The sequence below is a fragment of the Pseudomonas sp. HN8-3 genome, assembly GCF_020790195.1.
GTDB lineage: Bacteria > Pseudomonadota > Gammaproteobacteria > Pseudomonadales > Pseudomonadaceae > Aquipseudomonas > Aquipseudomonas synxantha_A.
The window spans coordinates 2,536,292-2,557,569 of sequence record NZ_CP086206.1 but is presented as its reverse complement, the minus strand read 5'-3'; the positions used below and the strand labels follow the sequence as shown (position 1 = coordinate 2,557,569).

At 61.0% G+C, this 21,278-nt stretch carries 20 protein-coding genes; 8 read left to right on the top strand and 12 right to left on the bottom strand.

The window, feature by feature from the left end; genetic code table 11:
* Window positions 1-2 precede the first annotated feature (2 nt).
* From iolD to LJX92_RS11275, 5 genes are all read right to left on the bottom strand, one after another.
* A complete protein-coding gene (gene iolD / locus LJX92_RS11295; RefSeq protein ID WP_032876180.1) occupies window positions 3-1,934 on the bottom strand; it encodes a 3D-(3,5/4)-trihydroxycyclohexane-1,2-dione acylhydrolase (decyclizing) in 1,932 nt (643 codons plus the stop codon).
* Between the two features lie 10 nt (window positions 1,935-1,944).
* Window positions 1,945-2,760 (bottom strand): TIM barrel protein, encoded by an 816-nt coding sequence (locus LJX92_RS11290; RefSeq protein WP_078821135.1) that lies wholly within the window; start codon window positions 2,758-2,760, stop codon window positions 1,945-1,947.
* Window positions 2,761-2,786: 26 nt separating this feature from the next.
* Complete coding sequence (gene iolB, locus LJX92_RS11285) at window positions 2,787-3,575, bottom strand: 5-deoxy-glucuronate isomerase (protein WP_228309770.1); 789 nt, start codon at window positions 3,573-3,575, stop codon at window positions 2,787-2,789.
* 3 nt (window positions 3,576-3,578) lie between these two features.
* A complete protein-coding gene (iolE, locus tag LJX92_RS11280; RefSeq protein WP_032876187.1) occupies window positions 3,579-4,466 on the bottom strand; it encodes a myo-inosose-2 dehydratase in 888 nt (295 codons plus the stop codon).
* Window positions 4,467-4,573: 107 nt separating this feature from the next.
* Window positions 4,574-6,511: a bifunctional 5-dehydro-2-deoxygluconokinase/5-dehydro-2-deoxyphosphogluconate aldolase gene (locus tag LJX92_RS11275; protein WP_228309769.1), complete on the bottom strand. Its 1,938-nt coding sequence runs from the start codon at window positions 6,509-6,511 to the stop codon at window positions 4,574-4,576.
* 284 nt (window positions 6,512-6,795) lie between these two features.
* Between LJX92_RS11275 and LJX92_RS11270 the strand changes: the two genes are divergently transcribed.
* Window positions 6,796-7,704 (top strand): MurR/RpiR family transcriptional regulator, encoded by a 909-nt coding sequence (locus tag LJX92_RS11270; protein ID WP_032876193.1) that lies wholly within the window; start codon window positions 6,796-6,798, stop codon window positions 7,702-7,704.
* A 7-nt stretch (window positions 7,705-7,711) separates the two neighbouring features.
* On the opposite strand, the gene LJX92_RS11265 is transcribed toward LJX92_RS11270, so the two are convergent.
* The gene (locus LJX92_RS11265) at window positions 7,712-9,124 is read right to left on the bottom strand and encodes a PLP-dependent aminotransferase family protein (RefSeq protein ID WP_228309768.1); all 1,413 of its coding nucleotides are present in this window, start codon (window positions 9,122-9,124) and stop codon (window positions 7,712-7,714) included.
* Window positions 9,125-9,216: 92 nt separating this feature from the next.
* Here LJX92_RS11265 and LJX92_RS11260 point away from each other — a divergent pair, with 92 nt between their 5' ends.
* Complete coding sequence (locus LJX92_RS11260) at window positions 9,217-10,452, top strand: multidrug effflux MFS transporter (protein ID WP_228309767.1); 1,236 nt, start codon at window positions 9,217-9,219, stop codon at window positions 10,450-10,452.
* 101 nt (window positions 10,453-10,553) lie between these two features.
* On the opposite strand, the gene LJX92_RS11255 is transcribed toward LJX92_RS11260, so the two are convergent.
* The gene (locus LJX92_RS11255) at window positions 10,554-11,459 is read right to left on the bottom strand and encodes a hypothetical protein (protein ID WP_005787714.1); all 906 of its coding nucleotides are present in this window, start codon (window positions 11,457-11,459) and stop codon (window positions 10,554-10,556) included.
* Window positions 11,460-11,762: 303 nt separating this feature from the next.
* Between LJX92_RS11255 and LJX92_RS11250 the strand changes: the two genes are divergently transcribed.
* Both LJX92_RS11250 and LJX92_RS11245 read left to right on the top strand, forming a co-directional pair.
* Window positions 11,763-12,446: a response regulator transcription factor gene (locus LJX92_RS11250; protein WP_005787712.1), complete on the top strand. Its 684-nt coding sequence runs from the start codon at window positions 11,763-11,765 to the stop codon at window positions 12,444-12,446.
* Entirely contained in the window at window positions 12,424-13,815 is a 1,392-nt protein-coding gene (locus LJX92_RS11245; RefSeq protein WP_032876203.1) for a sensor histidine kinase, read from the top strand. Before LJX92_RS11250 ends, LJX92_RS11245 begins: the two co-directional genes overlap by 23 nt.
* Window positions 13,816-13,852: 37 nt before the next feature.
* On the opposite strand, the gene LJX92_RS11240 is transcribed toward LJX92_RS11245, so the two are convergent.
* Window positions 13,853-15,448, bottom strand: a complete 1,596-nt coding sequence (locus LJX92_RS11240; protein WP_228309766.1) for a L,D-transpeptidase family protein — start codon at window positions 15,446-15,448, stop codon at window positions 13,853-13,855.
* Window positions 15,449-15,488: 40 nt separating this feature from the next.
* On the opposite strand from LJX92_RS11240, the gene LJX92_RS11235 reads away from it, so the two are divergent.
* Complete coding sequence (locus LJX92_RS11235; protein WP_032876209.1) at window positions 15,489-16,202, top strand: murein L,D-transpeptidase catalytic domain family protein; 714 nt, start codon at window positions 15,489-15,491, stop codon at window positions 16,200-16,202.
* Between the two features lie 30 nt (window positions 16,203-16,232).
* Window positions 16,233-16,979: a creatininase family protein gene (locus LJX92_RS11230; protein WP_032876212.1), complete on the top strand. Its 747-nt coding sequence runs from the start codon at window positions 16,233-16,235 to the stop codon at window positions 16,977-16,979.
* A gap of 137 nt (window positions 16,980-17,116) precedes the next feature.
* Here LJX92_RS11230 and LJX92_RS11225 read toward each other — a convergent pair whose 3' ends face one another.
* Both LJX92_RS11225 and LJX92_RS11220 read right to left on the bottom strand, forming a co-directional pair.
* The gene (locus LJX92_RS11225) at window positions 17,117-17,458 is read right to left on the bottom strand and encodes a hypothetical protein (protein ID WP_032876214.1); all 342 of its coding nucleotides are present in this window, start codon (window positions 17,456-17,458) and stop codon (window positions 17,117-17,119) included.
* A gap of 45 nt (window positions 17,459-17,503) precedes the next feature.
* Window positions 17,504-18,148, bottom strand: a complete 645-nt coding sequence (locus tag LJX92_RS11220; protein WP_078821128.1) for an ATPase — start codon at window positions 18,146-18,148, stop codon at window positions 17,504-17,506.
* A gap of 137 nt (window positions 18,149-18,285) precedes the next feature.
* On the opposite strand from LJX92_RS11220, the gene LJX92_RS11215 reads away from it, so the two are divergent.
* Window positions 18,286-18,570: a hypothetical protein gene (locus LJX92_RS11215; protein ID WP_032876218.1), complete on the top strand. Its 285-nt coding sequence runs from the start codon at window positions 18,286-18,288 to the stop codon at window positions 18,568-18,570.
* On the opposite strand, the gene yfcF is transcribed toward LJX92_RS11215, so the two are convergent.
* Both yfcF and LJX92_RS11205 read right to left on the bottom strand, forming a co-directional pair.
* The gene (gene yfcF / locus LJX92_RS11210; RefSeq protein WP_148853668.1) at window positions 18,529-19,161 is read right to left on the bottom strand and encodes a glutathione transferase; all 633 of its coding nucleotides are present in this window, start codon (window positions 19,159-19,161) and stop codon (window positions 18,529-18,531) included. The two genes, LJX92_RS11215 and yfcF, sit on opposite strands and share 42 nt — an antisense overlap.
* 94 nt (window positions 19,162-19,255) lie before the next feature.
* The gene (locus LJX92_RS11205; protein ID WP_032880980.1) at window positions 19,256-19,798 is read right to left on the bottom strand and encodes a DUF924 family protein; all 543 of its coding nucleotides are present in this window, start codon (window positions 19,796-19,798) and stop codon (window positions 19,256-19,258) included.
* A 71-nt stretch (window positions 19,799-19,869) separates the two neighbouring features.
* Between LJX92_RS11205 and LJX92_RS11200 the strand changes: the two genes are divergently transcribed.
* Window positions 19,870-21,024 carry a DUF1624 domain-containing protein gene (locus LJX92_RS11200; protein WP_078821126.1) on the top strand — a complete coding sequence of 385 codons (1,155 nt, stop codon included), beginning with the start codon at window positions 19,870-19,872 and terminating at the stop codon, window positions 21,022-21,024.
* Window positions 21,025-21,278: the final 254 nt, after the last annotated feature.

The window sequence follows — 21,278 nt, the reverse complement described above, 5'->3', positions numbered from 1 at the left end:
TATTAGTACTGCCGGGCCTTGGCCAGGTGTTCATTGAGTTTTTTTGCCGCTGCATTCGTGCGTTCACTGGTGGACACCTGCGCCACACCTACCCGCCACCACGACAGGTAGCCGTGGACCATGGTCTTGGGCAGCACTTTGATATCGATCAGCGTCGAGACGGTTTGCGTGCGCGCATCGGCCAGGGCCGCTTCCAGCTGCTCTAGCGTGCTGACCTTGTAGGTCTTGCAACCATAGGCCGCCGCACTCATGGCGAAATCCACCGGCACCAGGCCGCCGTCGAGCTTGCCGCTCTCGGGGTTGCGGAAGCGAAACTCGGTGCCGAAGCTGTCCATGCCATTGCCGATTTGCAGGTTGTTGATGCAACCGAAGGCCATGTTGTCGAGCAGCACCACGTTGATCTTGCGCCGTTCCTGGATCGAAGTGGCCAGCTCCGAGTGCAGCATCATGTAGGAGCCGTCACCGACCAGGGCGTAGACCTCTTTGGTCGGCTCGGCGAGCTTCACGCCCAAGGCGGCATTGATCTCGTAGCCCATGCACGAATAGCCGTATTCGACGTGATAGGTATTGACGCCCTTGCTGCGCCAGGCGCGCTGCAAGTCCCCGGGCAGGCTGCCGGCGGCGGCGACGATGATCGCATCGTCGGCCAGCGCCTGGTTGAGCACGCCCAGTACGCGGCTTTGGGTCAGGCAGGAGCCGGTCAGCTCGATAAACTCGCGCAGTACGGCGCGGTCCAGAAGGTCGTCAACTTCCGGCACGAAATCATCGTCTGAGTATTGCACCTGGTACACGCGATCCACTTCGGCATTCAGTTGCGCCTTGGCGTCAGCGATCTGCTCGCCCCAGCCGGAACGGTAATCGCCGAGGGCATCGGCCAGCGCTTCAAGCGCGACTCTGGCATCCGCCACCACTTGCACACCGTCCAGCTTCAACGCGTCGCAGGTGCTGACATTGAGGTTGAGAAAAGTCACCTCGGGGTGCTTGAACAGCGATTTCGACGAGGTCGTGAAGTCGGTATACCGCGTGCCGATGCCGATGATCAGGTCCGCCTCGGGGGCCAGCAGGTTCGCCGCCAGGCAGCCGGTTTCGCCGATGCCGCCGACGTTCAGTGCATGGCTGGAGACCACCGCGCTTTTACCGGCCTGTGTTTCGGCAAAGGGAATCTCAAAGCGCTCGGCAAAGGCTTGCAGCGCCGCATTGGCGCCGGAGTACTTCACCCCGCCGCCACAAATGATCAGCGGTTTGCGCTTGCCGCGAAACGCCGCCAGCGCATCGCCGATCATCGCGGCGGTGGCCGGGCGCCGGTCGATACGGTGCACGCGCTTTTGCAGGAAGTAGTCGGGATAGTCCCAGGCCTCGGCCTGCACATCCTGGGGCAACGCCAATGTCACCGCGCCGGTTTCGGCAGGGTCGGTGAGCACGCGCATGGCGTGGATCGCCGCCGTCATCAACTGTTCGGGGCGGTTGATGCGGTCCCAGTATTTGCTCACGGCGCGGAACGCGTCGTTGGTGCTGATGCTCAGGTCGTGGAACTGCTCGATCTGCTGCAGCACCGGGTCGGGCTGGCGGCTGGCGTAGACATCGCCGGGCAACAGCAGCAGCGGTATGCGGTTGGCCGTGGCGGTGGCTGCGGCAGTGAGCATATTCGCAGCGCCAGGCCCCACCGAGGCCGTGCACGCATAGATCTTGCGGCGCAGGTGCTGCTTGGCAAACCCGATGGCGGCATGGGCCATGCCTTGTTCGTTGCGGCCCTGGTGCACCACCAGGTCGCCGCTGTCCTGCTCAAGCGCCTGGCCAAGGCCCAACACATTGCCATGCCCGAAAATAGTGAACACCCCGGCAACGAACTTGCTCTGTACGCCGTCGACTTCGATGTATTGGTTATCCAGAAACTTCACCAAGGCCTGGGCCATGGTCAATCGTGTGGTGCTCATGTCGCGCCCCTTATCGTTTTTGCAGGTGGGCGATGCTTGCCCCCAACGCCTGCCGGATATCCGCCAATCCATGCACGCTTTCGGCAAACGGCTCGAACGACAGATAGCCGCTGTAGCCGGTGCTCAGCAAGGTGTCGATCTGCGCCGCATTCCCGAGAATATCGTCCTCGCCCACCAGCACGCGGTGGCCGTCGCGGATTGAGTCAAGCGGCGCCTCGTGGTCTTCCACCCCGGAGATATGCACCAGCCCGGTCAGCTCCGGGAAGAACTCATGCTCGCCGGCCAAATGATGGTGAAAGGTGTCATGCACCACACGAAACACATCCAGGCCACCGATGGCCTTGATTGCATCCACTGCCACGCGCTTGCGGCGCAGGGCGGATACTGCGAAGCCCAGGGGTTCGATGAAACCGAGAATCCCGTACTCACGCAGGATCAATGCCAGTTCGCTCAACGCGGTGCGCAAACCAGCGGCGCGCTGCGCGTCGTTACGCGTATCGCCAGGCTGATTGAACGGGCACATCACCAGGCCCTGGGCCCCGCACTCACGGGCGTAGGTGGCCAGTTCGATTGCCTGAGCGCGGCGTTCGTCGTTCCACACATCAAAAGGGTACAGCGCGTTGATCGACAGTACCTTGATGCCCTGCGCCGCGCACAACTCACGCACGCGGGCGGCGGACATGCCGTATTCGATTTCGCGGTTTTTGAGGTCGTTGCGAATCTCGATGGCATCGCACTGGAGGGCTTTGGCCAGCTGGATAAAATCCGCCAGGGGCAAGTCAGGCGCGACCATACGGTTAAGGGCAAAACGTAGCGGCGACTTCATTGTTGTTGTTCTCCGTCCAAAACCGTTTAAAGGTCCAGCAGCCAACTGTGCTGCGGGTCGTTATGGAAATGCCAGGCGCGCTTGGGGCCGGCCATGACATTGAGGTAATAAGACTCGTAGCCATACGGCACGCTGACCGGGTGATATCCCTTGGGCACCACCACCAGGTCGCTGTTTTCCACGGCCATGGCCTGGTCGATGCTGCGGTCGTCGGTGTACACGCGCTGGAACACAAAGCCCTGGGGTGGATTGACCTGGTGGTAGTAGGTTTCTTCCAGAAAGCTCTGGTGCGGCAGGTCATCGGTATCGTGTTTGTGCGGCGGGTAACTTGAGGAATGCCCCGACGGTGTGCGCACTTCCACCACCAGCAGCGAATGGGCCGGCTCGCTGTCGGGCAGGATGTCGCAGACGTAGCGGGTGTTGGCGCCTTTGCCGCGCACACTGCGTTTGCACTGCTCGGGGCGGATCAGGCGCGGGGCAAAACCCGCCGCACCCGGCGCCGCACACACGGCAATCTGTACATCGCTCAGGGCCGTGACTTGGGCGTCGATGCCCGGCGGCAAATAGGCGGCGAACGGTGATTTGTCTTCGAACACCGACTGGCGATCACCCAGGTTCTGCCAATTGAAGCCTTCGCCTTCGATATTCACCCGACCGCTGAGCAGCACCAGGCACAGCTCCTGATCGCCCGCGCTGACCGGCAAGGTTTCGCCCAGGCTCAAGCGGTAAACGGCGAAACCTACGTACTCCAGGCGCCCCGCCTCCAGGGCAACCATGGTTTGCCCGCGTTTGCTGCTTTTGACCAACAAGCTCATCACTCAAACCCTCTCGTCGAGAAGCGCACGCAAGGTGTCATAGCCCTTTTTTGCGTAGATATAACTGGGCGCCACGGCCGGGTCCTGCTCGGCTTCCACCACCAGCCAGCCTGCGTAGTTCGCAGCCAGCAGCACGTCCAGTAACGACGCAAAGTCGATATCGCCGTCCCCTGGCACGGTGAAAGTGCCGTTGACGATGCAATCGGGAAAACTCCACATCTGATTGCGCGCCAATTGCACCACGGGTTTGCGCACGTCCTTGAAATGCACATGGCAAACGCGGTCGATGTGCTTGCGCAACACCTCGATGGGTTCGCCGCCGCCCATGTAGCAGTGGCCCGAATCGAACAGCAGGCCGACTTCCGGCCCCGTGCGTTTCATCAACTGGTCAATGTCTTCGGGAGACTCGACGTAGGCGCCCATATGGTGGTGGTAGGCCAGGCGCACGCCTTGAGACAAGGTGAAACGCGCCAGCTCGGTGAGCTTGTCGGCGTACGCCTGCCAGGCCTGTTCGCTATGAAAACGCGGACGTTCTATCAGGCGAATGCGTGAACCCTGGATCGAATCGGCGACTTCGCCGTATACCAGTACGTTGGCGCCGTTTTGTTTGAGCAGTTCGACATGGCCGGCAATGGCCTCGATCTCCTCGGCCACCGAACGACGGGCCAGGCGGCTGGAGTACCAGCCCGAGACCAGCGCCAGATCATAGGGACGCAGCACGTCTCCGACGCCCTTGGCATCCTTGGGAAACTTGCCATTGAGTTCAAAACCTTCGTAGCCGATGTCCTTGCCTTCACTCAGGGCCGTGCTCAGCGGGGTTTCACCGCCAAGGGCCGGGAGGTCGTCATTGCTCCAGGAGATCGGGTTGATGCCAATTCGGATTGCGGGCATGGCTGCACCTTTTATTGTTTTCTCTAGAGATCACTGAGATCTGCTTTATGTGGGAGGGGGCTTGCTCCCTCCCACATTGGATTGCATTGCACATTTGGAATGTGTGACTAAATTCGAGCACTGCGCCAGGCGTTGATGAGTTGTTCGAAGGTAGCCTGTACCTGCTGGATCAAGGTCTCATCATCGATCTCCCCCGCCATCCACGCCCGGCTCGGCTCCTGGAAGATCGTGCGGCCGACGGCAAATCCGCGGCAGGTGGTGCTCAGGCGGGCTTGCTGAAAACCGTCGGCAAGACATTCAGCCGACGCGTTCAGGCCAAGCAGCACCACACCACGGCAGTACGGGTCACGCTCCTGGATCAGTTCGTCGAGCTTTTTCCAGTCGGCGGCCGACTGCGCTTCGATCTTCCACCAGGCCGGGTAGATACCCAAGTTGTACAGGCGCTTGAGGCTGCGATACAAAACGTCGGGATAAGTGGAGGGGTGATCCTTGGGCGGGATGACTTCCAGCAGCAGTTCATGGCCGCTGACGATGGACGCCTCATACACCGCCTTGAGCTGCGCCTCCTGTTCCAGGCGCAGCATAGGTTCGTCATCGGGGTGAAATTGCACCAGGCATTTGATGATCTGTTCCTGGGGCCAGGCAATCAGGTTGCTGCCCACCGAGCGACCGTGTTCGAACGCCAGAGGCCGTGAGTTCTGCACTTCGACCGGGCGGGCAATCCACCAGCCTCGGCCGCTGGCGGCATTGAGGGCATCCTGGCCAAAACGCTGATCGGCAAGCAGGCCCACGTCGGCCTCGATGCCCTGCTCGGCGAGCTTGGTCTCCACACGTTCGATGGCCTGGATAAACAGCTGCTTGATGGCGCTGATTCGCGTCAAGTCCTGGCCGCCTTTTTGCGCCAGGTCCACCAGCTGCCAGCGGTGATCGAAGGCAAACACGAACAGTTGCTTCCAAGCCTTGCGCGGCACCGTGACGCGGTGCAGGCGCTGCAGGGTCGCATCCTGATCGGGACGGGTGATCGGCACCGGGCTGTTGAACAGGTAATCGAGTTCGGCGGGCGTGGGCATGGCCGGCGCACAGGCGTGCCGCGAGACCACCAGGCCGCCACAGGCATTGGCCAACTGGCTGCAACGCTCGTCGCTGGCGTCGTTGAGCCAGCCACTGAGAAAGCCTGACATGAAGGCATCGCCAGCACCCAGCACATTAAGCACTTCAACGCGCACACCGGGATAGATAGCCCCGTCCTCCAACCGCGCAGGGATCTCGCCGTGGATCACCGTGCAGCCTTGCGGGCCGAGCTTGACCACCAGGGTGGCGGCCGTCAGTTCGCGCACCGTGCGCAGGGCGGTGAGCAGGTCTTCACTACCACCGGCGATGAGGAATTCTTCTTCAGTGCCGACGATCAGGTCGAAACGCGCCAGGATTTTCTGCACATGCTGGCTGACATTCTGGTCGGCAACAAAACGGGTTTCGCCATCGGCCTTGCCCGCCAGGCCCCATAGCACCGGGCGGTAGTCGATATCCAGCACCCGTTTGACGTTGTGTTTGGCTGCGTAATCCAGCGCCTGAATGCTGGCCTTGTACACACCGTCGGTGGAGAAATGCGTGCCGGTGATCAGCAGCGCCTTGCTCGATGCAACAAAGGCTTCGCTGATGTCTTCGGCGCGCAGGGCCATGTCGGCGCAGTTTTCGCGGTAGAACACCAGGGGAAAGGTTTCACGGTCTTTGAGACCCAGCAGCACCAGGGCGGTGAGGCGTTCGGGGTCGACCTTGATGCCGCTGACATCGCAACCTTCGCGGGTCAGGGATTCGATCAGAAAACGGCCCATATGGTCGTCGCCCACCCGGCTCAGCATCGCCGACTTGAGCCCCAGCCGGGCAGTGCCGAAGGCGATGTTGGCGGAGGAACCGCCGAGGTATTTGGCAAAGCTGGACACATCCTCAAGCCGCGCACCCACTTGCTGCGCGTAGAGGTCGACGCCCAGGCGCCCCAGGCAAATCAGATCCAATTGACGCCCACTGGCAAAACGAGTCTGGCCCATGCTGGCTCCTGTTATTTTTATCAGCCTGCGTTGTGCCGCCGTAGTGGCGGCAAACGCTCTTGGTGGGAGCAGACTAGAACGTCCGACGGCGGCAATCAATATTTATTCCATAATTATTTTTAGTGGAATATATTTTCCAATACGTCAGCATAGCGGCACGCCAGCGCCCGTGCATCGTTTCAGCAGGCCACGCGGGCCGTGATGCCGAGGTATTTTTTTGCGCCTACCCTGTAGACTTGCGCCACCCATCAGCGCATCAGACGAACACGCCAGAAGGATTGCCCATGTCCCGCACCGATCCCGAGACCACCCTGGAAGCAACTGTCGCCAGCCCTCCGATCAATGCCGAACGCCTGTTGCAGCTGATCACCGACGAATACGAAAGCCTGCCGCGCCAGCTCAAGCGCATCGCCAGTTACATGAGCCAGCAGAGCGACCGGATCATGGTCGATCGCATCAGTGACATCGCCCGTGAATGCGAAGTGCACCCCTCGGCCATCGTGCGGTTTTCCCAGCGTTTCGGCTTCAGCGGTTTCAGTGAAATGCAGGCGCTGTTTCGCGAGGCCTATACCCACAAGACCACACCGGTGCAGAACTACCAGCAGCGCATCCGCAGCATGATCGCCAACAAGTCGCAGAAAGCCAGCGGCGGCGACCTGGCGCGTGAGTGTGTCAACGCCACCCTGTCCGGGATCGAACGCCTGGGCCTGGAACTGGACGATGCGGCCTTCGAGAAAGCCGTGGACCTGGTGGTCAATGCCGACAACATCTACGTGGTCGGTGTGCGCCGTTCCTTTGCCGTGGCCGACTACCTGGTCTACAACCTGCAGCACACCAACAAGCGCATCCACCTGATCTCGGGGCTAGGCGGCAGTTATCGCGAGCAGATGCGCAGCGTGCGCGCCAATGACCTGGTGATTGCCATCAGTTTTACGCCCTACGGCAAAGAGACCCAGCACTGCCTGCGCATTGCCCAGCATCACCAGGCCAAGACCTTGATCATCACCGACAGCAACCTGTCGCCGCTGGCCAAGCGCGCGAATGCGGTGCTGTTGGTCAATGAAGGCTCATCGTTTGCCTTTCGCTCGCTGAGCGCCACCTTGTGCCTGTGCCAGGCGTTGTTTATTGCGGTGGCCTATCGGTTGGAATTGAAGGTGGATGAAATTCATGAGCAGGTCGGGTTCGACGACTGACGCGCTCCTACAGCAATTGCGCCAGAGCCCGGCCGTGGAAGCGGATCTGCGCGAGGGTCAATGCGGTGTAGCCGACAATCACGGCGGGCGGCAACGTTACATCGACACAAAACTTGCCCAGTGCCTGCAAACTCAGCCCGGCGTCGGCGGCACGGGCGCAGAAATCCGCCTCTGGCACCCCTGCCGGTAACCACAGCACAAAATGCAGCCCGGCCTGCTCGCCAGTGACCGTGACGTCCGGCGGGAGGCAGGCGAGCAGGGCATCACGCCGCGCCTGATAGGCCTGACGCGAAGCGCGCAAATGCCGCACAAACGCACCGCTGCCAAGAAAGTCCACCAGGCCCGACTGATCACTGGCGCCCACCGAATGCCCGGTCAGTTGCAAGGTGCGCAGCAGTGACGGACGCAGGGTTTTGGGCACCACCATGAAACCGACTCGCAACCCTGGAAACAGGTTCTTGTTGAAGCTGCCGCAGTAGAGCACGCGGTCGTTCGCATCCAGGGACTTGAGCGCGGCCAAAGGTGCGCTGTTGTAGTTGTACTCGCTGTCGTAGTCGTCTTCGACCACCCAGGCATCCGCTCGATTTGCCCAGTCCAGCAATGCCAGGCGGTGCGACACCGACAGGGTCACGCCCAGCGGGGCCTGGTGCGCGGGGGTGACATACACCAGTCGTGCGTGGGCAGGCAACTGAGCGGTATCGAGCCCTTCGGCGGTGACCGGGATCGACTGCACCTGTGCGCCGGCCAGCTTGAACAGACGCCGCGCCGGGGTGTAGCCGGGGTCCTCGACGCAGGCCAGGTCACCCGGTTGGAGCAGCGTGCGGGCGATCAGGTCAAGGCCATGACGAATACCCGTGGTGACAATCACTTCATCCGCCTCGCAGTGCATGCCGCGATAACTGCGCAAGTAATCCGCAATGTGCTCACGCAGGGCCGGCAGCCCACCAGGATGCGCGGCCTCCAGTACACCAGGGCCTGCGGCCAACAACCCACGGGCGACGCAACGCGCCCAGGCTTTCAGGTCGAACAGGCCGGCATCCGGGCGCCGTGCGACAAAGGGCACATGGCTCTGTACCCCGGCGTGGGGTGGGTCGGGGTCAACCGGGCGGCGCAGCATTTGTTTTGACGCCGGGGCCGCAATGAATTGCTCGGGAATCACCGCGCGCACCCGCGTGCCAGAGCCCGCCACGCGCTGCACATAGCCTTCGCTGTGCAAGCGGTCGAACACGACCTCAAGGGTGCCGCGCGAAACCTGCCAGCGCTCGGCCAGGCTGCGGGTCGATGGCAAACGGCTGTCGGCCGGCAACTGCCGAGTCAGGATCGCCCCCCGCAAAGCCTCATAGGCGCCCTGCTGTTTACCCTCGCCCAAGTTGTCCGGGCGCGGCAAGTCAAGGTTGGAGGCGGCTTTTCCTCGGCTCATAGTGGTCCAGTCCTTCCATGCACAAGTGGTTCTGCGGATTAAACCACAACGCCGCTAGAGTCCGGGCTCTACCCCTCGCGAAGTAACCGCCCATGACGCAACGCATTCTCGCTCCCTGGTTCTGGCTAACGCTGCTGACGGTCCTGGTGGGCTTGCCGCGCCTCACCCTGGACCTGCACTTGCCCGCCCTGCCCGCTATGGCCGACTACTTCCAGACCTCCGATAGCCAACTGCAGCTGGTACTGACGCTCTACACCCTCGGATCGGCGATTTCCTTGCTGGTCAGCGGCCCGCTTACCGACCGCTTCGGCCGGCGTCCGGTGTTGCTGGCCGGGTTGACGATGTATGTACTGGCAACCCTCACCTGCGCACTGGCCGACAGCCTGAGGGTATTGATCATTGCGCGGCTGTTCCAGGCCCTTGGCGGGTGTTGCACCACGGTAATAGGCCGGGTGATCGTGCGCGACTATTTTGCCCCACAGGAGCAGGCGCGCTTGCTGGGGTTGATCTCCATGGCAATGGCGGTCTCGCCCATGGCCGCGCCGGTGCTTGGCAGCGTGCTGTTGCCCCTCTTGGGTTGGCGGGGTTTGTTTGTTTTGCTGGCGGTGATTGGCAGCCTGTTGTGCCTGGTGGTCCAGCGCCGCCTGCCGGAAACCCGTCCGCCACAAGTGGCCGCCGCGCCACCCACCCAATTGCTGAGCATCTACGGCCAACTGCTGCGCGACCGCTATTTCCTGCGTTATGCCTTGGCGATCGGCTGCGTGTACAGCACCTATTTTCCGTTTATCAGCGAGTCTTCGGCGTTGCTGCAACGCGGCTTTGATTTATCGCCGAGCGCCTACGCCCTGGTATTTGCCGCAACGATCAGTGGCTATATGTTCGGCGCCAACCTGTTCCGCCGCCTGGTAGCGCGGTTCGAGGCAGACCGCTTGATCAGCTTCGCCATCGGCCTGAATGTGCTGGGCAGCGTACTGCTTGCGACGGCCACGACACTGCTGGCGCAGGATTGGCTGGCGATTGTGTTGCCGATGGTGGTGATCATGGTGTCGGTGGGGCTGACGATGCCCGCCTGCCAGTTGTCGGTGTTGCAGCCCTACGGCGCGATTGCCGGTACGGCGTCGGGGTTGTTCTTTTTTATTCAGATGTTTGTGACGGCTGTGAGCAGTTGGGCCACCGGGCTGCTATCGGATGGCACTGCACAACCGTTGGTAATCATGACATCGCTGGCCAGCACCTTGCTGGTCATCAGTTGGCTGACGTTGCGCAAAACGAAAAGTGGGAAGGAGCAAAGCCCTTCCCACCCTTTACCGAGCCAGGCCCGGGTTTAGTGCATGAAGATCGCGATCAGAATGATCACCGGAATCGGCACGCCGAGGAACCACAGCAGTAATGAGCGCATGATGCTTTCCTTAAATGAATGGGCCTTGAATTAACGAACGTAGTTTTCGGTTTCGACGTACACCACGGCATCCCGGCGGCGACCGCCGAAGGTGGCAGCGAAGCTGGCGAAGAATGCACCGATCAACAGCGCCACGAAGGTCCACAGCGAGGTATAGGCAGCCACTTTCGCGGCGGTCTCGGCGGCCTGCTTGGCTTTGAGCTTGGCGTCTTCGATGGCTTTACGGGCATCGCCGTACACTTTATCGATACGCGCTTCGGCATCCGCCTGGCTGAGGTTGGTACGCTGGGTGATCAACTGGGCCAGGTAGGCACGGTCTTCGGCGGCCAGTTGACCGTCATTGCTCAGGGTCCGGGCGAAGATACGGCCGACCACGGCATGGGCCGCATCGTCGCTGACCGCGGCTGGGCGGTCATCGCGGAACAGGCTGTCGACGTAGTAGCCGAAGTCGCCGCTGTCGGCACCTTTGGCTGCGCTGCCGGCTGCTTGGGTCAAGCCACTGGCGGCGCCCGACGCAACGCTGGCACCGGCTTTCACACCACCACTGACGACACTGCTGACCGAACCGACCACCAGCATTGCCGTGATCAATGTGGCCACGGCCCACGCCAGGAAACCATGGGCGGTATCGCGAAAGTACACTTCATCGCCATGCATGTTGGCCCACTTCACCCGCAAGCGGCCGGCGATGTAGCCACCCAGGCCCGAAGCGACGATCTGGGTAAAGGCCAGCCAGACAATCGTGGAAATGCCAAGGCCCTTGGCACTGATACCGCTATCGGCCCACGGCGACACCGCCGAAAAGCCCAGGCCGAAGCCCAGCAGCACCAGAATCAGTGACAGCGCAGCCGCCGCAGCGGCCCCGGCGAAGATCGCCCCCCAGGAAACCCCGGAGAGCGTGCTTGACTCTTGCAGCGCGGATGAGGATGTGATCATTGTTGTTTTGCTCCAGGCATGAAAAATAGTGTTACAAGTCTCAAAAGGGACAGTGCAGGCACCATGCCAGTCGGCAAATAATTTAAATTCCTTGTATTTCAATAAGTTAATTAAATTGAACTTACTAAAGTCATGCAAGTTGCAAGAAACGGGCGTTAAGGGCGGGCGATATGCATTCATGTGGTGGTGCCAGTCATGAACAGGTGGCAGTTTTGCCAAGATGAAGTTTTATTTAGGAAACATTCAGCAACTTCTTGGCAAAATGACGTCCACTTCTAGTGTGAACGCTCACCAGGTAATCCTATGACCCGCATTTTGACCATCGAGGATGACGCCGTAACGGCCCGCGAGATCGTCGCCGAGCTGAGTAGCCATGGACTGGACGTAGACTGGGTAGACAACGGCCGCGAGGGCCTGGTCCGCGCCGTAAGCGGCGATTACGACCTGATCACCCTCGACCGCATGTTGCCCGAACTGGATGGCCTGGCCATCGTTACCACCTTGCGCACGATTGGCGTATCGACGCCGATCCTGATGATCAGCGCCCTCTCCGATGTCGACGAGCGTGTACGTGGCCTGCGTGCCGGCGGTGATGACTATCTGACCAAGCCGTTCGCCTCCGACGAAATGGCCGCCCGTGTCGAAGTGCTGCTGCGGCGCAAAAGCACGGTCAAGGAGTTCGAAACCGCCCTGCGCGTGGCGGATCTAGAATTGAACCTGATCAGCCGCGAAGCCAGCCGCGCCGAGCAGCCGCTGACCCTGTTGCCCACCGAATACAAACTGCTGGAATTCCTGATGCGCAACACCGGGCAGATCCTGTCGCGGATGATGATTTTCGAGGAAGTCTGGGGTTATCACTTTGACCCGGGCACCAACCTGATCGATGTGCACATCGGTCGCCTGCGCAAGAAAATCGATCCCCCGGGCCTCACGCCGCTGATCCGCACGGTACGAGGTTCCGGGTATGTCATTGCTGAACCCCTCTAAGGGCTGGCGCTCTTCCAGCAGCCGCCTGCTGGCGCTGTACAGCTCGTTGTTCGTGGCGTGGAGTTGCATCCTCATGGGGGTGCTGTATTACGAGGTGTCGGGCTACCTCAGCGACCTCTCGCGCCATTCTCTTCTGCAACGCCAGCACTTGTTCCAGCGCTTCGACGGCGAAGCCCTGGTGGAAGCGCTGACCACCAGCATGACCTTCGACATGAAGGGCGTGGATGCTTATGGCTTGTTCGATGAGCAGTTTCGGCCCTTGAGCGGGCCAATCCGCACGGTACCGGCGGACCTGCCCCTGGATGGCAAGATCCACACCCTGGCCAATTGCGTCGAATCCGATGACCCCAAGCTGCCCAAGGACAGCTGCGATGCCGTGGCCACCCACACCGACGACGGGCGCTGGCTTGTGCTGGTGCGCGCCAACGGGTCGTTGTTCGGTGTGACGCGGATCATCTGGCATGCCCTGCTGTGGGCGCTGTCGTTGACCATCATCCCCGGCGCTGCGGGCTGGCACCTGCTGCGCCGGCGTCCGTTGCGGCGCATCCGCGGGATCCAGGCCAGCGCCGAAGCCATCGTCGCCGGCGACCTGACGCACCGCTTGCCGCTGTCCAATCGGCGCGACGAACTGGACATGCTCGCGGCCATCGTCAACGCCATGCTCGAACGCATCGAGAAACTGATGAACGAGGTCAAGGGCGTGTGCGACGCCATCGCCCATGACCTGCGTACCCCCCTCACCCGCCTGCGCGCACAGCTTTACCGCATCAAGCAGCAAGCCGAGGAAGACTCCGCCCACGCAGTGAAACTCGATGACGCCATTGCCGAAACCGACACGCTGATGGCGCGCTTTCGCGGGCTGCTGCGCATTTCCGAACTGGAAGATCACCAGCGCAGGTCAGGCTTCCTGGTGCTGGACCCGCTGCCGTTGCTGCGCGAATTGCATGACTTCTACCTGCCCCTGGCGGAGGAAGGTGAAATGGAGTTGGTATTGCAGGCTCCCGAATCGCTGCCGTGGGTAACGGGCGACCGCGCCCTGTTGTTTGAAGCCTTGGCCAACCTGTTGAGCAATTCGATCAAGTTCACTCCGCCCAATGGCAAGGTCATCCTGCGAGCGGTCAATGATATGGGCAGTACGCGCATTGAAGTGCTCGACTCGGGGCCCGGAATTCCGGCGGCTGAACGCGCGTCGGTGTTCCAGCGCTTTTATCGGGTGGATGAAAACGATCAGCAAGGTGGCTTTGGTCTGGGGCTGTCGATTGTGGCGGCGATCATCAACCTGCATGGCTTCAAGCTCGACGTCGGTACCAGTGAGCTGGGCGGCGCCCGACTGGTGCTGGAATGTCGCCAGCAGTTGATACCTGAATAGGTCAGATGGGGTCATGAAGACCCCTGCCACATTGTGCCTAGAGCACACTTCCCATGGCTTTGATCAACACCGGATCAAGCGCATAGATATCCGGCGCATAGACCAGGCTCCCCTGGCGATCCACTTCCACCGTCCAATAGCCCAACAGCACCGGCACCGGGGTGGCCAGCCTGAATTCATGGGTCAAGCCGGTGGCCAACAGTTCATCGGTACGGGTGCGTTCGGCCGGGGTCACCAGCAGGTCACGCAGCAGCAGCGGTTGCTCGACCCTCACACACCCCGAACTGAACGCCCTTGGCCCCTTGGTAAACAGCGGCTGGCTGGGCGTGTCGTGCAGGTACACCGAGAACGGGTTGGGGAAGCGCATCACGATCTTGCCCAGCGGGTTGCGCGGGCCAGCCTGTTGGCGCAGCAGGATATTGCCGGGGCGCGCCCAATCGACCTGCTCGGGGGTCAGCGGATGACCTTCGGCGTCGAGTACTTGCAGGTTTTGCTGGCGCAGGTACTCGGGGTTGAGGCGGATAGCCGGGAGTTTGTCCTCGCGCATGATGGTCGGCGGGATGGTCCAGGTGGGGTTGAGGGTCAGCCGCGTGATGCGCGACTTGAGCAGCGGTGTCTGGCGTTCGGCGCGGCCCACTTGCAAGCGGGTTTGCCACACCGGGATGCCGCTCTGGTACACGCTCAATTGCGCGGCGGCCACATTGACCACTACGCCTTCAGGCTCAAGGTCCTGGGCCAGCCAGCGGAAACGCTCCAGGTTGATGCGCAGTTGCTCGCGGCGTACCGCCGGGCTGATGTTAAGTTCGGCCACGGTGCCGGCGCCGATCACGCCATCGGCTTGCAACGAGTGGCTGAGCTGGAACGCCTTCGCCGCCTTGACCAGGTCGCCCTGATATTGCTTGCCGTTGGGCAACTTGGCCAGATAGCCGCCACTGTGCAGGCGTCGCGCCAACTCCGGCACGCGCGGGTCTTCCATGCCGGGGCGTAACAACGGGCCACTACCCACCGCATCCCAGTGCGGTAAAGGCTGCTGGCGCAGGCTGGAATAGACGTTGCGCAGGCTGCGGTACAAGTCTGCACTTGGGCGTGCCTGGTCAAACGCTTTGGCCATGTCCTGCAAGCCGGTGGCGGCAAATGCCAATACTACGGTGTTCGGGTCCGTCGCAGGCGGTTGCGAATGCCAGAGCGGTTCATAGCGCGATTGCAGCAGGCGCCCGTAATGCAAATCGTGCAGGGCTTGCAGGTATTGCTGACTGGTCGCGATATCGCTGCACAGCACGTTGGCCGTGGCATCTACCGCAGGCAAGCTATAGTGGGTGGGGTCCAGGCCGTCGTCGGCCAGCATCAACAACTGGGTTTGCAAGGCTTGCCGGGACTCGTCGGCCGACCATAACGGTGCATTGCCTTGCTGCTGGTAAAAGGCTTGCAGGCGCACTTGGGCGGTGGCATCGACCCGCGAGACCAGGTGGGGGCAGACGCTGGACAGTTGCGCCAGCGCCTGCTGTACCGGCGCCAGGTCGACGGGCGCAGGCGTGGTCACAGGTAGCGGCTCAGGCGCCAGCGCATCGGCTGTCGCGACCAATGGTGCAACGAGCAGGCAAATGCTCAAGTAACATGCGTGTTTTTTGAACAATTGACTTAGCTCCACTCCACAGCGGGGGAATCGACTGTAGATGCTGACTTTTATGCGCCACCTCGGCTTGATCACCGGGGGCCTGGCTTTACTGAGCAATTTTGCGCTCGCGGCCACTGGCACCCCACCTTCCTTGTATAGCAGCCTGGCGCGCTCGGCTCCAGAACTCAATCCCACTGTACTCAAAAGCGCCCTGAGCGCGGTGCAGTGCGCTGTCAATAACGGCGAAGAACGTTCCGATCGCCTAGCGGTTATTGACTACTCCCAGCCCTCGACCGCCCGTCGGCTGTGGATCTTCGATTTGCGCAAACAGACCCTGCTGCTGCGTGACCTGGTGGCGCATGGCGCCAAGTCCGGGGAAAACTTCGCCACCCAGTTCTCCAATCTCGAAGGCAGCCATCAATCCAGCCTGGGCTTGTTCCGCACCCAGGAAAGCTACCTCGGCGCTCATGGCTACTCGCTGCGCATGGATGGCCTGGAGCCCGGCTTCAATGACCTGGCGCGCGACCGCGCCATCGTGATCCATGCCGCCGACTACGTCAGCCCGTTGTGGAGCAAGCGCGAAGGCCGCATCGGCCGCAGCCAGGGCTGCCCGGCAGTACGCCCGCAGGTCGCCCGTCAAGTGGTAGACAAGCTCAAGGATGGGCAGTTCATGTTTTCCTGGTACCCCGACCAGCGCTGGTTGAAGTCCTCGACCTACCTCAATTGCAAGCCACAGCAGGTAGCGAGTAGTCGTACAATCCGTGGCGGATAGCCTGTCCCCACAGATAAAAGAGAGCCTCGCATGCTTCTACACACCAGCACCTGGATCGAAATCGGGCAGTTCCTGGAACGCAGCCGCACGGTCGTGATCCCCATCGGCTCCAACGAACAACACGGCCCCACGGGCCTGCTGGGCACCGACTGGATGTGCCCGGAGATCATCGCCCATGAGGCGCAAAAAAACGCCGACATTCTGATCGGCCCTACTTTCAATATCGGCATGGCCCAGCACCACCTGGGGTTTCCCGGCACCATCTCGCTGCGCCCTTCCACCTTTATCGCCGCGATTGGCGATTGGGTGCGTTCGCTGGCCGGGCATGGCTTCGAGAAAATCCTGTTCCTGAACGGCCACGGCGGCAATATCGCCACGATCGAAGCGGCGTTTTCCGAACTGTACGCCGAAGCCAGCTTCGCCCGCCGCCCGGCCGGGTTTGCGCTGAAGCTGGTGAACTGGTGGGACCTGGAAGGCGTCACCGACCTGGCCCAGCGCCAATTCCCGGTCGGCCACGGCAGCCACGCCACGCCGTCGGAGATTGCGGTGACGCAGTGGGCTTACCCGCAGTCGATCAAGTCTGCCGATTACTCACCGCAAATTGCCAACACCGGGCCGATCCGCGAGGCGCTGGACTTTCGCGCGCGCTTCCCCGATGGCCGCATGGGCTCGGACCCGGCGCTGGCGACGGTGGAGAAAGGCGGTGAGTTGGTGGCGTTGGCGGCGCTGGGGCTGATCAAGACCGTGAGCAGTTTCAGCAACGAAGCCAAACCCTGAGCCGAGTGTTGGTCCAAATGTGGGAGGGGGCTTGCTCCCGATAGCAGTGTGTCAGTCAGCTCATCTGTAGCTGACCCACCGCCATCGGGAGCAAGCCCCCTCCCACATTTTGAAAGGCATTGCCTTTCAGAACGGGCTTACTTGCAGTCCTGGGCCGCCTGCTCAAGCCGCGACGGTTTGATCGCAGAGGCCAGCGGTTTGCGCTCATACAGGAACACCTTGGTGCCGTCCTGGGACTTGTAGGCTTCCAGCACATCATCAGCAGCAATCTTGCTGGTCAACAGCACCTTGGCGTGACGCGAATTCTGCGTCACGGTCGAGGTGATGCCGTGTTTTTCCAGCTTGGGCAATACGCATTGCACATAGCCTTCGGGGGTCTTGTCGGTTTGCAGGGTCAGCGATGGGGCATTGGGAGCCGTGATACAACCGGTCAGCAACGAGGCTGCAAAAGCCAGGGCCGGAGCGAAAAAAGAGCGCATACAGATTCCTGAAAATAACCAATAGGGTTCACATCCACTCGCGAATCAACCTGCGCGAACCAGGGCCTTGAGCGACACATCGAACTGCTTCAGGGCATCTTGCTGTACATCTCGCTGCTGCTCGATCAGCGCGGCAATCTCCGGCGCCGCCTTGCCGTGCACCCACACTGACGGCACTTGCCTGTCCACCGAACCTTCGGCCTTGGCGATGTATTGTAGGTTCGCGTCATAGAAGCGTGCTGCAAAGCGTGCCTCGACCCGGTCGTTACGCTGGGTCAGCAATTGGTTATGGGTATCGAGCACCACCACCACATCCGGATGCGCCTGCACCATGTCATCCAGGCTGCCATAGACCGTCACCGAGAAAAAAGCGCCCTGCAGCGAGTTCATCAACCAGTCGATGGCCAGCTCGGGATCGGAGCTGTTGACGAACGCCTGGCGAATCCGCCCATCCAGAGCATCCTTGGCGCCGTTAAGTGCCATGGCATGGTAGCGCTCAAGGTAGATGAGGTTGTCGCGGGTATTTTCGCTGAACAACACCCCTACCCTCTGGGTGCGTTGCAGGGATTCTACGCTAGCGGCCAGCGGCAGCAAATGGCCTGTACGCAGCTCATCGGCAATCGCCGGGGTGGTCATGAGGGTGGTGCCCAACATCAGGGCCATTAAAGTAAGCTGGATAATCGTCCTCATCGCGCATTTCCTTGAGCTGCGTCTGGATGAGCAGATTCTGCGCGCTTGGCGAAAAAACAGAACTTGTGATCCTTGATGGTGACTATCATTTGAACCGATAGTGTCAGGCAGCCCATAAAACCTATAAGGACCCCGCCATGAAGCCCTACCAGAAAACCTTCGACCGTATCCGCGATGCCGTACTGCCGGAATTTCGCGAGCGGGTCGCCGATTACCTGGTCGAGTATGAAGAAGTGTTGCTGGACCCAAGTGCCGACGCCAAACAACGCTCGGCCAGCGCCCAGCAACTGCGTGGTTACCTGCGGGGCTTGAACACCATGCGGGTGCTGGGCATGGCCCACTGGGAGGACCTGGACCGACGTGTCGAGGAAGAGTGGCAGCTAGAGCACAGGCCGTCGCAGGTTGACCCACTCCCGCACTGACGGCCGTTGCCACTGGCGTTGCGCGTACATCACCAGCTCGGCCGGCACGGGGTCGCCGTTGAGGATCAGGCGATTGAGCATCACCGCCAGGTCTACATCGACGATCGACCACTCGCCAAACAAATGCTCAGGGTTGCCTGCCAGGAGAACCTGCGCCGCGCCGATCAACTTACGCGCAGCAGCCTGAGCCACCGGCGATAGAGGCGGCATCTTCTGCCCGCAGAACACCACCAGCGTCGAGCGTTCCTGGCGAATCGGCAGCAAGTCGCTGCGCAACCATGCCTGAACCTGCCGCGCCCTCGCCCGCTGCTGCAGATCAGCCGGGTAAACGCTGATCTGGGGGTACGCCTGGTCCAGGTACTCAGTGATTGCCGAAGATTCCGACAGCGTAAAATCACCGTGCTCCAGAGTCGGTACCCGTTGGGTCAGGGAGCGCTGGGCGTAATCTGCCGACTGGTTTTGCCCAGCATCCAGGTCCAGGGTGACCGTGTCGAACGTCAGGCCTTTTTCCCGCAGGGCAACGAACACCGACATGGCGTAGGGGCTGGTGAACAGCGAATCAACGTAGAGGCGCAGCGGGGGTTGGCTCATGGGCTATCTCCGAAGATGAAACGCCACGCTACGAGATTCAGGTCGATAAGGACAATGCAGGGTTTTTATGGGGGCATTCCTGATGGGAATAGCATCAACCAGCGAAACCACCCGCTTTGAGGAACAGGTGCTCCTGCTCGGTGGTGACCCTGCCCAACACCGCATTGCGATGGGGAAAGCGCCCAAACCGCTGGATAATATCGGCATGTTCCCTGGCCCAGTGATAGGTGCTGGCGTCCAACTGCTGGTTAAGCACCAACGAGCGCTGCTGGTCTTGCGGGTCTTCCGAATGCTCAAACGGTAAATAACAAAACGCGCGTAACTGGGGATCGATCTGTTGATCCAACCCGGCGTCCACCATCTGCTGCGCATACAGACGCGCCAGCGGGTCGGTGGCGAACATATGCGCAGTGCCGCGAAAGGCGTTGCGCGGGTATTGGTCCAGCAGGATCAATAACGCCAGTGCGCCGTCGGCCGTGGCCAGCCAACCGTCCAGCTCGCGCCGCGCGGCTTGCATATGGGTGGCGTGGAAGGTGTCGCGAAAGGCTGTATCGAAGCCATCGTCCTTGGCGAACCAACGCTTGGGCCCCGCCTGTTTCCAGAATTCGATCACGGCCTCGGCTGATTGCGTCTTCATGCTGATCATCATGTGCCTCAATAAATGTTATAGGATAACGTCAATTATTTGCCCGCTTGTGATTCCCACTTATGACTGACGCTACTACCTTACGCCAACGCCTGCAGTCCATCGACGCCCTGCGCGGCCTGGTGATCCTGTTCATGCTACTGGACCACGTGCGTGAAACCTTCCTGTTGCATCGCCAGGTCAGCGACCCCATGAGCATCGACAGCACCGAGCCTGCGCTGTTTGTCAGCCGCACCCTCGCCCATCTCTGCGCGCCGGTATTTGTGTTGCTCACTGGATTGTCGGCGTGGCTGTACGGCCAGAAGTATCAGGGGCGACGCGATGTGTCGGCCTTTTTGTTCAAACGTGGGCTGTTTCTGGTGGTGCTGGAATTCACCTTGGTCAACTTCGCGTGGACCTTCCAGTTGCCGCCCAGTGTGATCTATATGCAAGTGATCTGGGCCATCGGCGTGAGCATGATCGCCCTCGCAGCACTGGTGTGGTTGCCGCGCCCGCTGCTGATCAGCTTGGCGCTGATGATCATCGCCGGGCATAACCTGCTCGACGGAGTGCACTTTGCCCAGGATTCGGCGTTGCAGAGTGGCTGGTCAATCCTGCATGAGCGCAGCTGGATCGAGGCGTCGGAAAACCTGCGTCTGCGCGTGACTTATCCGGTGCTGCCGTGGATCGGTGTGATCGCCCTGGGTTATGGATTCGGGCCATGGTTTGCCGCTACCGCACTACCGGCTGTGCGTCAGCGTCATTTGCTGATCGCGGGCGTGGCGGCATTAATGGGTTTTGTGCTGCTGCGGGCAGTCAATGGCTACGGCGAGCAGCCTTGGTACGTGTATGACAATGGCGTGCAGACCCTGATGAGCTTCTTCAACATCACCAAGTACCCGCCGTCGCTGTTGTTCCTGGCGTTGACGTTGGGGGTTGGGTTGTTGCTGTTGCTGGCATTCGAACGCGCTGGGCATAAGCGCTGGATTGGCGTGCTGGCGGTGTTTGGCGCAGCGCCGATGTTCTTTTATCTGCTGCATCTGTATGTGCTGAAGGTGCTGTATGTCGCCTGTGTGGCGTGGTTTGGGCTCAACCACGGCAACTATTTCGGCTTCGACAGCATCGGTGCGGTGTGGCTGACAGCTTTGGTGTTGCCGCTGGTGCTATACCCGCCGGTACGTTGGTTTGCCGGGCTCAAAGCGCGCCGGCGCGATATCGCCTGGCTCAAGTACCTCTGACCTGACGCGGCTCAAAATGTGGGAGGAGGCTTGCTCCCGATAGCGGTGGATCAGTATCCAATTCCTTGGCTGAACTACCGCTATCGGGGCATAGGTATCTACACAACTTTGTAGCTGCCGACCGTAACCACGATGCGAAGCGAGCCGCTCTTGATCTGCTTTTGATCTTGATCTTAGGCGCCCCCCCAAATCAGTGTCGGATTACGGGTACACCGAGCCGAAGCGAGGTGCCGAGTGGTGGGGCAAGAGCGTTT

Bases quoted from the DNA above. Each gene is read 5' to 3' on its own strand.
- iolD (WP_032876180.1), bottom strand. From the start codon at position 1,934: ATGAGCACCACACGATTGACCATGGCCCAGGCCTTGGTGAAGTTTCTG.
- LJX92_RS11290 (WP_078821135.1), bottom strand. From the start codon at position 2,760: ATGAAGTCGCCGCTACGTTTTGCCCTTAACCGTATGGTCGCGCCTGAC.
- iolB (WP_228309770.1), bottom strand. From the start codon at position 3,575: ATGAGCTTGTTGGTCAAAAGCAGCAAACGCGGGCAAACCATGGTTGCC.
- iolE (WP_032876187.1), bottom strand. From the start codon at position 4,466: ATGCCCGCAATCCGAATTGGCATCAACCCGATCTCCTGGAGCAATGAC.
- LJX92_RS11275 (WP_228309769.1), bottom strand. From the start codon at position 6,511: ATGGGCCAGACTCGTTTTGCCAGTGGGCGTCAATTGGATCTGATTTGC.
- LJX92_RS11270 (WP_032876193.1), top strand. From the start codon at position 6,796: ATGTCCCGCACCGATCCCGAGACCACCCTGGAAGCAACTGTCGCCAGC.
- LJX92_RS11265 (WP_228309768.1), bottom strand. From the start codon at position 9,124: ATGAGCCGAGGAAAAGCCGCCTCCAACCTTGACTTGCCGCGCCCGGAC.
- LJX92_RS11260 (WP_228309767.1), top strand. From the start codon at position 9,217: ATGACGCAACGCATTCTCGCTCCCTGGTTCTGGCTAACGCTGCTGACG.
- LJX92_RS11255 (WP_005787714.1), bottom strand. From the start codon at position 11,459: ATGATCACATCCTCATCCGCGCTGCAAGAGTCAAGCACGCTCTCCGGG.
- LJX92_RS11250 (WP_005787712.1), top strand. From the start codon at position 11,763: ATGACCCGCATTTTGACCATCGAGGATGACGCCGTAACGGCCCGCGAG.
- LJX92_RS11245 (WP_032876203.1), top strand. From the start codon at position 12,424: ATGTCATTGCTGAACCCCTCTAAGGGCTGGCGCTCTTCCAGCAGCCGC.
- LJX92_RS11235 (WP_032876209.1), top strand. From the start codon at position 15,489: ATGCTGACTTTTATGCGCCACCTCGGCTTGATCACCGGGGGCCTGGCT.
- LJX92_RS11230 (WP_032876212.1), top strand. From the start codon at position 16,233: ATGCTTCTACACACCAGCACCTGGATCGAAATCGGGCAGTTCCTGGAA.
- LJX92_RS11225 (WP_032876214.1), bottom strand. From the start codon at position 17,458: ATGCGCTCTTTTTTCGCTCCGGCCCTGGCTTTTGCAGCCTCGTTGCTG.
- LJX92_RS11220 (WP_078821128.1), bottom strand. From the start codon at position 18,148: ATGAGGACGATTATCCAGCTTACTTTAATGGCCCTGATGTTGGGCACC.
- LJX92_RS11215 (WP_032876218.1), top strand. From the start codon at position 18,286: ATGAAGCCCTACCAGAAAACCTTCGACCGTATCCGCGATGCCGTACTG.
- yfcF (WP_148853668.1), bottom strand. From the start codon at position 19,161: ATGAGCCAACCCCCGCTGCGCCTCTACGTTGATTCGCTGTTCACCAGC.
- LJX92_RS11205 (WP_032880980.1), bottom strand. From the start codon at position 19,798: ATGAAGACGCAATCAGCCGAGGCCGTGATCGAATTCTGGAAACAGGCG.
- LJX92_RS11200 (WP_078821126.1), top strand. From the start codon at position 19,870: ATGACTGACGCTACTACCTTACGCCAACGCCTGCAGTCCATCGACGCC.